General features: G+C 70.5%; 12 protein-coding genes and 1 pseudogene. 7 read left to right on the top strand and 6 right to left on the bottom strand.

All coding sequences use genetic code 11. The annotated features are described in order from the left end of the window. The first annotated feature begins 9 nt into the window (after positions 1-9). The 4 genes from ACFWW9_RS28705 (at position 10) to purL (ending at position 4,013) form a co-directional block, all read left to right on the top strand. Positions 10-597 carry a hypothetical protein gene (locus ACFWW9_RS28705; protein WP_390384272.1) on the top strand — a complete coding sequence of 196 codons (588 nt, stop codon included), beginning with the start codon at positions 10-12 and terminating at the stop codon, positions 595-597. Between the two features lie 229 nt (positions 598-826). Next, positions 827-1,066, top strand: a complete 240-nt coding sequence (gene purS, locus ACFWW9_RS28700; RefSeq protein WP_390384270.1) for a phosphoribosylformylglycinamidine synthase subunit PurS — start codon at positions 827-829, stop codon at positions 1,064-1,066. Continuing rightward, positions 1,063-1,740 (top strand): phosphoribosylformylglycinamidine synthase subunit PurQ, encoded by a 678-nt coding sequence (purQ, locus tag ACFWW9_RS28695; protein WP_390384268.1) that lies wholly within the window; start codon positions 1,063-1,065, stop codon positions 1,738-1,740. The genes purS and purQ overlap by 4 nt, the downstream gene beginning before the upstream one ends. Continuing rightward, on the top strand, positions 1,737-4,013 hold the full coding sequence (gene purL, locus ACFWW9_RS28690) for a phosphoribosylformylglycinamidine synthase subunit PurL (RefSeq protein WP_390384266.1): 2,277 nt from the start codon (positions 1,737-1,739) through the stop codon (positions 4,011-4,013). Before purQ ends, purL begins: the two co-directional genes overlap by 4 nt. Before the next feature lie 45 nt (positions 4,014-4,058). On the opposite strand, the gene ACFWW9_RS28685 is transcribed toward purL, so the two are convergent. From ACFWW9_RS28685 to ACFWW9_RS28670, 4 genes are all read right to left on the bottom strand, one after another. After that, positions 4,059-4,835, bottom strand: coding sequence for a lysozyme (locus ACFWW9_RS28685; protein WP_390384264.1), 777 nt, complete (start codon positions 4,833-4,835; stop codon positions 4,059-4,061). 92 nt (positions 4,836-4,927) lie between these two features. Then, on the bottom strand, positions 4,928-5,545 hold the full coding sequence (locus tag ACFWW9_RS28680; protein WP_390384262.1) for a GH25 family lysozyme: 618 nt from the start codon (positions 5,543-5,545) through the stop codon (positions 4,928-4,930). Then, the gene (locus ACFWW9_RS28675; RefSeq protein WP_390384260.1) at positions 5,545-6,390 is read right to left on the bottom strand and encodes a lysozyme; all 846 of its coding nucleotides are present in this window, start codon (positions 6,388-6,390) and stop codon (positions 5,545-5,547) included. The genes ACFWW9_RS28680 and ACFWW9_RS28675 overlap by 1 nt, the downstream gene beginning before the upstream one ends. 127 nt (positions 6,391-6,517) lie before the next feature. Then, complete coding sequence (locus tag ACFWW9_RS28670; RefSeq protein ID WP_390384258.1) at positions 6,518-7,372, bottom strand: aldo/keto reductase; 855 nt, start codon at positions 7,370-7,372, stop codon at positions 6,518-6,520. 104 nt (positions 7,373-7,476) lie between these two features. Here ACFWW9_RS28670 and ACFWW9_RS28665 point away from each other — a divergent pair. Next, positions 7,477-8,265, top strand: a pseudogene (locus tag ACFWW9_RS28665) (LysR family transcriptional regulator); the annotation flags it as partial. Here ACFWW9_RS28665 and ACFWW9_RS28660 read toward each other — a convergent pair. Both ACFWW9_RS28660 and ACFWW9_RS28655 read right to left on the bottom strand, forming a co-directional pair. Further along, a complete protein-coding gene (locus ACFWW9_RS28660; RefSeq protein WP_390384256.1) occupies positions 8,149-9,246 on the bottom strand; it encodes a pentapeptide repeat-containing protein in 1,098 nt (365 codons plus the stop codon). The pseudogene ACFWW9_RS28665 and the gene ACFWW9_RS28660 sit on opposite strands and share 117 nt — an antisense overlap. Continuing rightward, the gene (locus tag ACFWW9_RS28655; protein ID WP_390384254.1) at positions 9,246-10,241 is read right to left on the bottom strand and encodes a hypothetical protein; all 996 of its coding nucleotides are present in this window, start codon (positions 10,239-10,241) and stop codon (positions 9,246-9,248) included. Before ACFWW9_RS28655 ends, ACFWW9_RS28660 begins: the two co-directional genes overlap by 1 nt. Positions 10,242-10,344: 103 nt before the next feature. Here ACFWW9_RS28655 and ACFWW9_RS28650 point away from each other — a divergent pair, with 103 nt between their 5' ends. After that, positions 10,345-11,163: an SAM-dependent methyltransferase gene (locus tag ACFWW9_RS28650; RefSeq protein WP_390384252.1), complete on the top strand. Its 819-nt coding sequence runs from the start codon at positions 10,345-10,347 to the stop codon at positions 11,161-11,163. 61 nt (positions 11,164-11,224) lie between these two features. Next, positions 11,225-13,396: a putative bifunctional diguanylate cyclase/phosphodiesterase gene (locus tag ACFWW9_RS28645; RefSeq protein WP_390384250.1), complete on the top strand. Its 2,172-nt coding sequence runs from the start codon at positions 11,225-11,227 to the stop codon at positions 13,394-13,396. The last annotated feature ends 322 nt before the right edge of the window (positions 13,397-13,718 follow it).

Here is a 13,718-nt window from a genome sequence, read left to right as displayed (position 1 = left end):
TGCGGGTGGGTGATCTCCAGTTGGCGCCACGCGCTGCCGATGGCCACCACCGTGAGACAGCACGCGTTCGCCGATGAATCCCGCCGCAACGACCGGTACCTGCTGGTCGTCGCCATCATCAACCCCGGAGACCTGACCAGGCTGCGCAAGTTGCTCAGGAGCCTCTTGTTGCCGGGGCAGAAAGAGGTGCACTTCAAGAAGGAGGACCCCTCCCGTCGCAAGGCCATCCTGTCGCGGCTCGTCGAGTGCGGCCCGGTCGCGCACGTCTACCAGCGGAGCTGTGCGGCAGGCGAGGAGCGCGCCCGTGAGGACTGCTTGACCGCGCTGGTGCTCGACCTGAAGGCGATCAAGGCGAGCCGTCTGGTGCTGGACAGCCGGGAGGAGCGCGACGAGCACGACCTCCGGACCATCAGGAAGGTTCTCGGCAAGGCCCCCACGACGGCGCCGCTCGTCTACGAGCACATGTGGGGCAACCAGGAGGAACTGCTGTGGATCGCTGATGTCGTGGGGTGGTGCTACGGAGCTGGGGGCGACTGGCGCAGGCGCGTGATGCCCGTGGTGGCCAGGGCGGTCGACCTCGACACCTGGTCCACATAGCGCGAAGCGCGGTTGCCGACCGTCCGGACGGGAACCGCGCTCACTTCCTCGGCCCCTCATGGGCCTCGGCTCCTCCAACGATACACGGGCCCCGCCGACGATCAAGCGGAGTAACCCAAAGGTGTGATGACCTGCGGTGTGTGGTGCAGCGCACCCGTGGACGGGGTGAACGTGCAGGTCAGGTAGGCTGTGGGCATCCCCCGCCCTCTGTAACAGGGAGCAGCCTGCTGTGGCTCGTGTCGTTGTCGACGTCATGCCGAAGCCCGAGATTCTCGACCCGCAAGGTCAGGCGGTGGCGAACGCGCTGCCCCGGCTCGGGTTCCAGGGAATCGCCAGTGTCCGCCAGGGCAAGCACTTCGAGCTGGAGGTCGACGACTCCGTCGACGACGCCACGCTCGAGAAGATCGCCGAGACCTTCCTCGCGAACCCGGTCATCGAGGACTGGGTGGTTCGGCGGGTCGACGCATGAGCGTTCGCGTTGGGGTGATCACGTTCCCCGGCACGCTCGACGACGTGGACGCCGCCCGTGCGGCGCGGTACGCCGAGGCCGAGGCGGTGCCGCTGTGGCACGGTGACCCGGACCTCAAGGGTGTCGACGCGGTGATCGTGCCGGGTGGGTTCTCCTACGGCGACTACCTGCGCTGCGGCGCCATCGCCCGGTTCGCGCCGGTCATGGAGTCCGTCATCGAGGCCGCCGGCAAGGGCATGCCCGTCCTGGGCATCTGCAACGGGTTCCAGATCCTCTGCGAGGCCGGGCTGCTGCCGGGCGCGCTGATCCGGAACTCCGGGCTGCACTTCGTCTGCAAGGACCAGTGGCTCGCGGTGGAGAACAACACCACCGCGTGGTCCAGCCGGTACGAGAAGGGCGCCGAGATCCTGGTGCCCCTCAAGTCCGGCGAGGGCGGCTACCAGGCCACCCAGTCCACTGTGGACGAACTCGAGGGCGAGGGCCGCGTGGTGTTCCGCTACGTCGGCGACAACCCCAACGGGTCGCGCAACAACATCGCGGGCATCACGAGCGCGAACGGCCGGGTCGTCGGCCTCATGCCGCACCCGGAGCACGCGATCGACGCGTTGACCGGCCCCACGGACGACGGACTGGGCATGTTCCTGTCCCTGATGGATGCGGTGGTGAACGCATGAGCATCGACACCGTCAAGAACGCGGAGACCACGCCCGACCAGGAGCAGCCGTTCCGCGAGCTGGGCCTCAAGGACGACGAGTACGCCCGCGTCCGCGAGATCCTCGGCCGCAGGCCGACGGACGCCGAGCTGGCGATGTACTCGATCATGTGGAGCGAGCACTGCTCCTACAAGTCGTCGAAGGTGCACTTCCGGCACTTCAGCGAGTCGCTGACCGACGAGATGCGCGCCAAGATGCTCGCCGGCATCGGCGAGAACGCCGGCGTCGTCGACATCGGTGACGGCTGGGCCATCACGTTCAAGGTCGAGTCGCACAACCACCCGTCCTACGTCGAGCCCTACCAGGGCGCGGCGACGGGCGTCGGCGGCATCGTGCGCGACATCATCGCGATGGGCGCGCGGCCGCTGGCCGTCATGGACTCGCTGCGCTTCGGCAAGGCGGACGCCCCGGACACCCGGCGCGTGCTGCCCGGTGTCGTCGCGGGCGTCGGCGGCTACGGCAACTGCCTCGGCCTGCCGAACATCGGCGGCGAGGTCGTGTTCGACGAGTCGTACGCGGGCAACCCGCTGGTCAACGCCCTGTGCGTCGGTGTGCTGCGGGTCGAGGACCTGCACCTGGCGCACGCGTCGGGCGCGGGCAACAAGATCATCCTGTTCGGTGCGCGCACCGGGCTGGACGGCATCGGCGGCGTGTCCGTCCTCGCCAGCGACACGTTCGCGGGCGACGACGGCAGCGGCAAGCGCAAGAAGCTGCCCGCCGTGCAGGTCGGCGACCCGTTCACCGAGAAGGTGCTGATCGAGTGCTGCCTGGAGCTGTTCCAGCAGGGCATCGTCGTCGGCATCCAGGACCTCGGCGGCGCGGGCCTGTCCTGCGCGACCTCCGAGCTGGCCAGCGCCGGTGACGGCGGCATGCACGTCTACCTGGAGCGGGTCCCGCTGCGGGCGACGGGCATGACCCCGGCCGAGATCCTGTCGAGCGAGTCGCAGGAACGCATGTGCGCGGTCGTGGCGCCGGAGAACGTCGAGGCGTTCATGGCCGTCTGCGCGAAGTGGGACGTCATCGCCTCCGAGATCGGCGAGGTCACCGAGGGCGACCGCTTGGTGATCACGTGGAACGACGAGGTCGTCGTGGACGTGCCGCCGCGCACCGTGGCGCACGAGGGCCCGGTCTACAACCGGCCCATCGAGCGCCCCGCGGACCAGGACGCGCTGATCGCCAACGGCCCCGAGTCGCTGGCCCGGCCGACCGAGGCCGCGGACATCCTCAAGACCATCGTCACCATGGCCGCGTCGCCGAACCTGGCGTCCCGCCGCTGGGTCACGCAGCAGTACGACCGCTACGTGCGCGGCGGCACGGTCCTGGCGCAGCCGTCGGACGCGGGCATGATCCGCATCGACGAGGAGACCAACCGCGGCATCGCGCTGGCCACCGACTGCAACGGCCGCTTCACCAAGCTCGACCCGTACACCGGCGCGCAGCTCGCGCTGGCCGAGGCCTACCGGAACGTGTCGGTCAGCGGCGCGACGCCCATCGCGGTGTCGGACTGCCTGAACTTCGGCTCGCCCGAGGACCCGGCCGTGATGTGGCAGTTCGAGCAGGCCATCAAGGGCATCGCCGACGGCTGCCGCGAGCTGGGCATCCCGGTGACCGGCGGCAACGTCAGCTTCTACAACCAGACCGGCAGCACGGCGATCCTGCCGACGCCGGTCATCGGCGTGCTGGGCGTGATCGACGACGTGCGTCGCCGCATCCCGACCGGTGTCGGCGCCGAGGCGGGCGAGACCCTGCTGCTGCTGGGCGACACCCGTGACGAGTTCGGCGGCTCCGAGTGGGCGCACGTCGTGCACGGCCACCTGGGCGGCGTGCCGCCGAAGGTCGACCTGGCCCGTGAACGCCTGCTCGGCGAGGTGCTGCTGGCCGGGTCGCGCGACGGCATGGTGTCCGCCGCGCACGACCTGTCCGACGGCGGCTTGGCGCAGGCGCTGGTCGAGGCCTGCCTCATCGGCGAGACCGGCGCGCGGGTGTTCCTGGACGGCGAGCAGGACGCGTTCACGCAGCTGTTCAGCGAGTCCGCGGGCCGAGTGCTCGTGGCCGTGCCGCGCAGCGAGGAGTTGCGGTTCACCGACATGTGCACCGCGCGCCAGCTGCCGTGGCGCAAGGTCGGCGTCGTCGACCCGGAGTCCGAGTCCCTGGAGATCCAGGACCTCGGCCAGCTCCCGCTCGGCGAGCTCCGCGCCGCCTGGGAGGGCACCCTTCCCGCGCTGTTCGACTAGCACCGGTGGTGGGGAGGCCTTCGCGGAGGCCTCCCCACCGTCAGGTCAGCCGTTCGCCAGTGCGACCAGGCGCTCGTACGCGCCGTTGAACTGGTCCTGGTCGATCGGCGACGACGAGTACTGCCAGAACGTGTACGCCCCCCAGTCGTACGGGAGCGCGCCGGGCGCCGAGGCGTACCTGGCCACCCACAACGGGTTCGTGGCGCTGAAGCCGCTGCCGACGCACTGGTTCCACCAGCTCGCGGACGTGTAGATCACCGGGTACACGCCGGTGCGCGAGTGGTAGGTGTCGCTGAACGCCCGCACCCACGTGGTCATCGAGGCCTTCGTCAGGCCGTAGCACGTTGCGCCGTAAGGGTTGTACTCCATGTCCAGCGCCGCGGGCAGCGTCCGGCCGTCGCGCGACCAGCCGCCGCCGTGGGCCAGCAGGTACGTCGCCTGTGCCGCACCGGTCGACCGGTCCGGCAGCGCGAAGTGGTACGCGCCGCGGATCATGCCGACGGCGTAGGACCCGTTGTACTGCTGGGCGAAGTTCGGGTTCAGGACGCTGGTGCCCTCGGTCGCCTTCACGTAGGCGAACTTCTTGCCCTGGGCCCAGTACGCGGCCCAGTCGACGTTGCCCTGGTAGCGGCTGACGTCGATGCCCGGCACGGTCGCGAGCACGGCCGGGTCGGACTTGGGCTTGGCGCGCGGGGCGCCCGCCTCGTGCTTGCGGATCTGCGAGCCCATCGCGTGGTCCTGCTGGGGTTCCGCTCCGGCAGGGGAGGGAGCGGTCACCAGCAGGCCTGTGCACACGGCCAAGACGAGCGCTAGGTGCTTCATGGTCGGCGGTGCAGGGGGGACGACTCGATCCGAGAGTGTGCAGCACTTCTCAACGCGATGGCCAGGCTTCTGGTGAATCACCCACGGGCGGGTCAGTCCGCGACCAGCGCCAGCAGCCGGTCCTGGGGATCGCGCTCCGCGGGTGGTGACGGCCGGTCCCACAACGGGTACACGCCCCACGGGCGGGGCAGCGCGCCCGGCGCGGCGGAAAACCGGTCCACCCGCAACGGGTTCGGTGTGCCGAAGTCCGCGCCCGCGCACTGGCTCCACCACACCGCCGACGTGTAGACCACCGGGTAACGCCCGGTCCACTCCTTGTACGTGTCGCCGAAGTCGAGCACCCACTCCGCCAGCGCAGCCCTCGACAGCCCGTAGTCGGCCTTGCCGTACGGGTTGAACTCCAGGTTCAGCGCGCCCGGCAGCGTCATCCCGTCAGCGCGCCACACCCCGCCCTGGTCGACGAAGAACTCCGCCTGCTCGGCGCCGCTCGACCGGTCCGGCAGGGCGAAGTGGTACGCCCCGCGGATCAGGCCGACGTCGAACGAGTCGGCGTACTGCGCGGCGAAACCGGGGTTCACCCGCTCGGTGCCCTCGGTCGCCAGCACGTACGCGAAGCGCTTGCCCTGCTGCCAGTGCGCGGTCCAGTCGGCCTCGCCCACGACCTGGGCGCTCGCGTCGACGCCGGACACCGCGTGGTCCGCCTGCCTCATCAGCCCAGCGCAACGCTGACGAGCTGTTCGGCGTTGCCGTTGAACAGGTTCTGGTCGCCGGGGAACAGCCCGGCCGCGTCCCACTGCCAGATGGTCTGGTAGTCCCAGCCGATCGGCAGCGCGCCCAGCGCCTCGGCGTAGTGCGCGACCCACAGCGGGTTCGTCCGGCCGAAGTGGACGCTGCCGCCGACGCACCTGTTCCACCAGCTCGTCGACGTGTAGATCGTCGGGTAGCGCTGGGTGCGGGCGACCACGCGGTTGCTGAAGTCCAGCACCCACTTGGTCATCGCGGCCTGGTCGAGGCCGTAGCAGGTGTCGCCGTACGGGTTGTACTCCATGTCCATCGCGCCCGGCAGGGTCTTGCCGTCCGGCGACCAGCCGCCGCCGTTGTCGACGAAGAAGTCCGCCTGCTCGACGCCGCCGGAGCGGTCCGGGAGCGCGAAGTGGTACGCGCCCCGGACCATCCCGACGTCGTAGGAGCCGTTGTACTGCTGGGCGAACTTCGGGTTCTTGTACCCCGTGCCCTCGGTGGCCTTGACGTAGGCGAAGCGGGCGCCGTCTGCCCACGACCCCGGCCAGTCGACGTCACCCTGGTGGCTGCTCACGTCCATGCCCGGCACTTCGCTGAACTGGGCGAGCGACCTGTCCCGCGGCGGGAGCGACTTCGCCGTCCTGGACGTCCCCTCGTGCTTCGCGATCTGCGAGCCCGCGTAGTGCTCCGCGGACCCCTCCGGCAGCGGTGCTGCGGTCGTGCTCGACACAGGCGTGGCGACGAGCGCGCTCGTCGCGATCGAGATGACGCCGAGCCGGGTGGTCCAGGTGCGGAATCGGGATCGGTCGGCCACAGGACGCCCCCATTCGGTCGTAGATCATGGGCTGTATGGCCTAGATCCTCCGTCGAAAGGGGGCGAACCGCACCCGGTGATCACCCGACCGGACCAGTCGAAGGGCACGTTCGGGGACGGTCTCCGGCTAGTCCAGGCGTGCGAGCTCGTCGGCGGTCAACTCCACGTGGGTGGCCTCGGCGGAGCTGCGGATGCTCTCCGGCCGCGACGCGCCGGGGATGGGGATGACGACCGGCGCCTTGGCCAGCATCCAGGCCAGACACACCTGCTGCGGGCTCGCGCCGTGCGCTTCGGCGATCTCCGCGAACGCCGTGCCGCGCTCGGCGAGGGCGCCCGCCTTGCCGATGCCGCCCAGCGGGCTCCACGGCAGGAACGCGATGCCCATCTCGGCGCACAGCTCCAGCTCGGGTTCACTCGACCGGTACGACGGGGAGAACTGGTTCTGCACCGCCGCGAGCCTGCCGCCGAGGACCTCGTTCGCCTGGCGGATCTCGTCGGGGTTGAAGTTCGAGATGCCCGCCTGCTTGATCTTGCCCGCGTCCAGCAGCTCGCCGAGCGTGCCGAACGAGTCGGCCAGCGGGACCGTCGGGTCCGGCCGGTGGAACTGGTAGAGGTCGATCGCCTCGACGCCGAGCCGCTTGAGCGACGCGTCGCACGCCGACCGCAGGTAGTCGGGGCTGCCGTTGAGGGCCCAGCCGCCGCCCGCGACCCTGGTGTGGCCGCCCTTGGTGGCCACGAACACGCCGTCGGCCGCCGAGCCTAGCCCGCGCAGGGCCTCGGCGATCAGCTCCTCGTTGTGGCCGAAGTCCTGGTCGTCGAACGAGTAGGCGTCGGCGGTGTCGATCAGCGTCACGCCCGCCTCGACCGCCGCGCGGACCGTGGCCAGCGCTCGTTCGCGGTCGGGGCGGCCCTCGATCGACAGGGGCATGCCGCCCAGTCCGATCGCGCTGACCTCGACGTCGCCGATCCGGCGGGTGCGCATCAGGGGTACCTCCTGGGAGAAGTGGATGGGTCAAGTCTGCGCCGGACGCATTAAGCTGTCCAACAGAACAGGTGTATGACATTCAGCAGTTTGGGTGATTAATCGTGGAGCTTCGCCAGCTGGAGTACTTCGTGGCGGTGGCCGAGGAGTGCCACTTCACCAGGGCGGCCAAACGCGTGCACGTCGCCCAATCGGGTCTGTCGGCGTCCATCCGGTCGCTGGAGACCGAGCTGGGAGCGCCCTTGTTCGTCCGCAGCACCCGCCAGGTCGAGCTGACCGACGCGGGCCGCGCTCTGCTGGTCGAGGCCCGCCGCGCGCTCGGCTCGGTGGACGCCGCCCGCGACGCCGTGGCCGCCGTCCAGGGCCTGCTGCGCGGCACGCTGTCCGTGGGCAGCCTCCAGTGCCTGCACGTCGTGCACCTGCCCGCAGTGCTGGCGAAGTTCCACGCCACCCACCCCGGCGTGGAGATCCGGCTCCGGCAGGGCGGCACCGCCGACCTGGTCGACGAGGTGCGCGCGGGCCGGGTGGACGTGGCGTTCGTGACCCGCTCGCCGGACCAGGACGTGCGGATGTCCACCCTGGCCACCGAGCCGCTGGTGCTGGCGTGCGCGCCCGGTCACCCGCTGGCGGGCCGCCGCTCGGTCGCGCTCGGCGAACTCGCGGGCGAGTCCTTCGTGGACTTCAACACCGGGTGGGGCACGAGGGACGTCGTCGACCGCACGCTCGCCGCGGCCGGGGTGGACCGGCGGGTCGGCGTGGAGGTCAACGACGTCCACTCACTGCTGGACTTCGTCGGGTTCGGACTCGGCGTCGCGCTCGTGCCGCAGTCGTTCTCGCTCAAGACGGAGCTGGTCCGGTTCGTCGGCATGGACGGCGGGCCGGTCGCGGAGACGGTCGTCGTGACCGGGTCGACCGTCAGCGCCGCCGCCAGGGCGCTGCTGGACCTGGTACGCCCCGGCTAGCTTCCAGCCCTCGGGCGGCGCGATCCGCATGCCCGTGCCGGGCATGACGGTCAGCACGCCCGTCGTCGGCTTGGGCAGGTCGGCGCTGAGGTGCAGGAACGTGCTCACCTCCGCGCCGCGCACGTCGAACTCGCCCGCGAAGGTGGTGTCCTGCAACGAGAGCCCGCCGTCGAACCGCGCGTCGGCCGCCGACACGCGGCCGTGGAACACGGCCCCGGAGAGCAGCGTCGGCTTGGACGCGTCCAGCTCGTTGACCATGGTGATGCCGTAGAAGTTCGCCCGCCGCGCGGTCAGCCGCCCGATCCGGCGGCCGGACAGCCGGAAGTACTCGAGGTTCGCGCCGGTCAGGTCCAGGTGGTAGCGGGTGGGGTCCTGGTCCATGCCGAACGGCAGCAGGTCGGTGATCAGCCGCTGGGCCGTGCGCCGCACCTCGCGCTCCCGGTCGCTGCTCGCCAGCTCCTCGTCCGACCGCGTCCTCGGCAGCTTGTCGGGGTCGCCGGAGTACAGGCTGTCGTAGCCGGGGTGGTCGAACGGCCTGCGCAGGTACGCGCACAGCACGTCCAGCACGGTCTGCTTGTACCGCGGGGCCGACCCCGTGAGCCCGGCGAGCGCGTGCAGCGCGCCCACCCGCACCTGGTCGGCCTCGTGGCCGAGCATCTCCACCGACCGCGCGAACCGCTCGTCGGCGACCTTGTCGCTCTCCAGCTCGTGCCGCGCCTCCTCGGTGCGGCGCCTGCGGTCGTTGAGCCACAACGCGTACAGCGCCACGACCGCGCCGCCCGACAGGCCGCCGGTCTTGAGCGCCTCGGCCTTGGACAGCTTCGGCTCGACCAGCAGCAGCACGACGACCGTCGCGACCGTGACCAGGATCGCCGCCAGCACGCTCGCCAGCAGCATCAACCGTCCGCGCATCACGCCAGGTCCTCGAACGTCCAGTCGGCGGGCAGGAAGTCGTCCGGCTCCTTGCGGACCCGAAGCCCGGTGAGGTCCGGCGGGGTGGAGAACACGGCGTCCCGCAGGGTGATCCCGCCGTCGTACCCGCCGTCGGCGAACTTCGAGGCGCCCTCGAACCGGACCTCCCGGAAGTCGACCCGGCCGTGGGACGTGAAGCAGCTGAACCACGCCTTCGCGCGGAAGACCGCGTGGTGCCCGTGCAGCCTGCCGTCGTTCACGGCGTCGGTGAAGAAGGCGTCGCCGTGGAACACCGCGTGGTGGAACGAGTTCGACTGGTGGAACTTCGCGCCGCGCGCGGTGAACAGGCCGACCTGCCTGCCCGCGATGTCGAAGTACTCCAGGGACGCGTTGGTGAGGTTCAGGTCGTAGACCTTCGCGTCCTCCTCGCCCGCGAGCGGGAGCAGGTCGCCGATCAGCCGCTGCGCGGTCAGCCGGACCTCCATCTCGTGCCGGTCGTCCGTGCCGCGGTCGAACGGCCGCCGGAGGTAGGAGCAGAGGATGTCCAGCACGGTCTGCCGGTACTCCTCCCGCGACTTCGCCAGGCCCGCGAGCGCGTGCAGCGCCCCGACCCGCACCTGGTCGGTCTCGTGGCCGAGCAGTTCGACGGCGCGGGCGAACCGCTCGTCGGCGACCCGCGAGCGGTCGTGCTCGGCGCGGTCGTTGTCCAGCTTCTGCCTGGCCTCCTCGGTGCGCCGCCTGCGGTCGTTGAGCCACAGCGCGTACAGCGCGATCACCGAGCCGCCCGCGAGACCGCCGGTCTTGATCGCCTCGCCCTTGGCCGTGGTGCTGTCCACGACGAACAGCCACCCGCCGACCAGCAGGAACGCGCCCATCGCGCCCACGATCGTCGGTGCCAGCATGTTCCGGTTCCCGCGCAGCCTGACCAGCAGCAGCACTGCCGCGGCGGCGATGACGACCGCTCCCGCGATCCAGATGTACGTCACGGGACGCATTCTGCTGCGTGAGCGTGGCCACTGTCCCCGGAACCGGTCGTGCGGACGGTGTCCCAACTCACCGTCGTGGACCATGATGGGGGAGTAGCGGGGAGGGAATCGCGTGGCGGAACGGCCGAAGTGGGTGCCGGGTGACATCGACCTGGAGCGTCCCAGCGTGGCGCGCGTCTACGACTACTGGCTCGGGGGCGCGCACAACTTCGCCGCGGACCGGGCCGTGGCCAACCAGACGCTGGAGGTCATGCCCGAGCTGCGCGGGGTGATCCTGACCAACCGGGCGCTGCTGCGCCGGATGGTGCGCCACCTGCTGGACCTGGGTGTCCGCCAGTTCCTCGACCTCGGCTCGGGCATCCCGACCGCGGGCAACGTGCACGAGATCGCGCACGCCGTGGACCCGGCGGCGAAGGTCGTCTACGTGGACATCGACGCGGTCGCCGTCGCGCACGGCAGGTCGATCCTCGCGGACGTGCCGAACGCGATCGCGCTGCAAGCCGACGTCCGCGACCCGAAATCCGTGCTGGAAGCCGCAGAAGTGCGGTCCGTGCTGGACTTCGACCGGCCGGTCGCCGTGCTGATGATCGCGCTGCTGCACTTCGTGCCGGACTCCGACGACCCGCACGGGATCATCGCCGACTACCTCGACGCGCTCGTCCCCGGCAGCTACCTCGGGATCACCCACTACGGGTCCGAGGAGGAGGGCGACGAGGGCGAGGGCGCGGTCGAGGCCCGCAGGCGGTACAGCAAGCAGGTCACGCCCATGATCCACCGCACCCGGACCGAGTTCGCGTCCCTGTTCGGCGACCTGGAGTTCACCGAGCCCGGAGTGGTCCGCCTGCCCTACTGGCGACCCGAGTCGCCGGACGACGTCGACGAGGCCGCGGCCCGCTTCCCCGGCTTCGCCGCGCTGGGACGGAAGCGGTAGTGGTCGACTCCGATGGGCAACCGGCCGTATCCTCTGCGTTTGTGGTGGCAGGCCGACGAACATGACGGAACGGGTTGACCAGCGGGTGCCCAGCAGCCGATCGGAACTGGACCCGGCCATGGTGGCCGGGGCCGAGGCTTTCGCGCGCACGTGGGCCACGGCCGTCATCGGCAGCAGCTACGTGCCGATGACCAGGGCCGAAGTGGCCGAACACCTCCAGTCGCTGACCGAGGTGCTCGTCCAGGCCCTCCTCGCCAACCCCTTCCGCACCGCCCCCGGCTACGAGATCGGCTCCAGGCTCGTGGAGGCCCACTTCACCGGCACGGACACCCTCGGCCGCACGGTGCAGCTGCTCGGCGAGGACCTGCTGGTCGAACTGGGCATCGGCGTGGACAGCCGGATGGCGTCCCGCCTCGCGGCACTCCAGGGCGCGCTGGCCGCCGGGTACGCGCGGGCGCTGCGCGAGCGGACGCTGGCCGAGCAGGAGGCGATCCGCGCCGCCGTGCTGGACGCCCGCGACCAGGCCGAGACGGCGCTGCGCGCGAGCGAGGCCCGGTTCCGCGCGATGTTCACCGAGGCCGCCATCGGCATCGGCATCGCGGACATAGAGGGCCGCATACTGGACGTCAACCAGGCGTTGCAGGACATGCTCGGCTTCACCGTCGAGGAGATGCGCCAGTACAACATCCGCGACCTCATGCACCCCGAGGACAGCGGCAACGTCTGGCGGCTCTACGACCAGCTCATCGCGGGCGACTGCGACCACTACCGGGCCGAGAAGCGCTTCCACCGCGCCGACGGCGAGCAGGTGTGGACGCACCTGACGCTGTCGCTGGTGCGCGACGACCACGGCGAGCCGCAGTACCAGGTCGCGATGATCGAGGACGTCACCGACCGCCACCTGCTCCAGAACCGCCTGCGCTACCAGGCGCTGCACGACCCGTTGACCGGCCTGCCCAACCGCGCGCTGTTCCTGGAGCGGCTCGGCCGGGTGTTCGCGGCCGCGGTCGGCGTGGACAGCAGGCGCGCGGGCCTGTGCTACCTGGACCTGGACGGGTTCAAGGTCATCAACGACAGCCTCGGCCACGACATCGGCGACCAGCTGCTGGTCGAGGTCGGCCGACGGCTGGACCACTCGGTGTCCGGCGACGGCAAGCTCGTCGCGCGCATGGGCGGCGACGAGTTCGTGATCCTGGTCGAGGGCTCGGCCAGCACCCAGGACATCGTCAACGTCGCGGACCGCGTGCTGCACGAGCTGGAGGCCCCGATCAAGATCGGCGGCCACGAGCTGACCGTGTCCGCGAGCATCGGCATCGTCGAACGCCCGCTGGAGGGCACGACGGCCGCCGACCTGATGCGCGACGCGGACATCACGCTGTACTGGGCGAAAGCGGACGGGAAGTCCCGCTGGGCGCTCTACAACCCCGAGCGCAACGCCCGCGAGGTCGCCCGCTTCACGCTGTCGGCGACCATGCCGGCGGCGTTGGAGCGCGACGAGTTCTACGTGGACTACCAACCGCTGGTGCGGCTCGCGGACAGCCGCGTGACCGGCGTCGAGGCCCTGGTCCGGTGGCAGCACCCGGAGTTCGGGCGGCTGGCGCCCGACCGGTTCATCGAACTGGCCGAGGAGACCGGCCTGATCGTGCCGCTCGGCCGGTGGGTGCTGCGCAAGGCGTGCGAAGAAGCCCGGCGGTGGCTGCTGGAGTTCGGCGACAACGCGCCGTTCGTGAGCGTGAACCTGGCCGTCCGGCAGTCGCGCGACCCGGAACTGGTACGGGACGTGAAGCGGATCCTGGACGAGTGCGCCCTCCCACCGCACCACCTCCAGCTGGAGCTGACCGAGAGCGCGATCATGGGGACGGCGGACGAGCCGCTGGAAGCCCTGCGCGCGCTGTCGGACATGGGCGTGCGGATCGCCATCGACGACTTCGGCACCGGCTACTCCAACCTCGCGTACCTGAAGCACCTGCCGGTGCACGAACTCAAGATCGCGGGGTCGTTCATGGAAGGGCTGCGCGCGGCGGACGAGGAAGACGCCGTGGACGCCCAGATCGTGTCGACCCTCGTGCAACTCGCCCACGCGCTGGGACTGGGAGTCACCGCCGAAGGCGTGGAAACCCCGTCCCAGGCCAAGCGACTGCACCGAATCGGGTGCGACACCGGTCAGGGCTGGTTCTTCGCCCGACCGGGTCGCCCCGAGGACATCGACCACCTGCTGCGCGGCGGGCTGTAGTTCGGCTGGGTGCTTGGGCGGCTGCGGGGTCCAGCGTGGCTGGTTGACGGCTGCGGTTTTCGGTGTGGTCACCTGGTGAGCCTCTAGTTCCAGCTCGGTCAGCTGGCGGCTGCGATTTCAGCGTGGTCACCTGGTGAGCCCCTAGTTCCAGCTCGGTCGGCTGGTAGCTGCGATTTCCGGCGTGGTCACCTGGTGAGCCTCTAGTTCCAGCTCAGTCAGCCAGCGGCTGCGATTTCCAGCGTGCTGTGGCCGATTTGACATGGGGCCCCTCATTTCGGCCTTGATCGGGCCAAAAGGCAGTGCCCGAAGGCCTGCCCGATCT

The organism is Umezawaea sp. NPDC059074 (genome assembly GCF_042738955.1).
Taxonomy (GTDB): Bacteria; Actinomycetota; Actinomycetes; order Mycobacteriales; family Pseudonocardiaceae; genus Umezawaea.
This window is presented reverse-complemented; position numbering and strand designations above follow the sequence as displayed.

Bases quoted from the DNA above. Each gene is read 5' to 3' on its own strand.
- purQ (WP_390384268.1), top strand. From the start codon at position 1,063: ATGAGCGTTCGCGTTGGGGTGATCACGTTCCCCGGCACGCTCGACGAC.
- purL (WP_390384266.1), top strand. From the start codon at position 1,737: ATGAGCATCGACACCGTCAAGAACGCGGAGACCACGCCCGACCAGGAG.
- ACFWW9_RS28685 (WP_390384264.1), bottom strand. From the start codon at position 4,835: ATGAAGCACCTAGCGCTCGTCTTGGCCGTGTGCACAGGCCTGCTGGTG.
- ACFWW9_RS28680 (WP_390384262.1), bottom strand. From the start codon at position 5,545: ATGAGGCAGGCGGACCACGCGGTGTCCGGCGTCGACGCGAGCGCCCAG.
- ACFWW9_RS28670 (WP_390384258.1), bottom strand. From the start codon at position 7,372: ATGCGCACCCGCCGGATCGGCGACGTCGAGGTCAGCGCGATCGGACTG.
- ACFWW9_RS28660 (WP_390384256.1), bottom strand. From the start codon at position 9,246: ATGCGCGGACGGTTGATGCTGCTGGCGAGCGTGCTGGCGGCGATCCTG.
- ACFWW9_RS28655 (WP_390384254.1), bottom strand. From the start codon at position 10,241: ATGCGTCCCGTGACGTACATCTGGATCGCGGGAGCGGTCGTCATCGCC.
- ACFWW9_RS28645 (WP_390384250.1), top strand. From the start codon at position 11,225: ATGACGGAACGGGTTGACCAGCGGGTGCCCAGCAGCCGATCGGAACTG.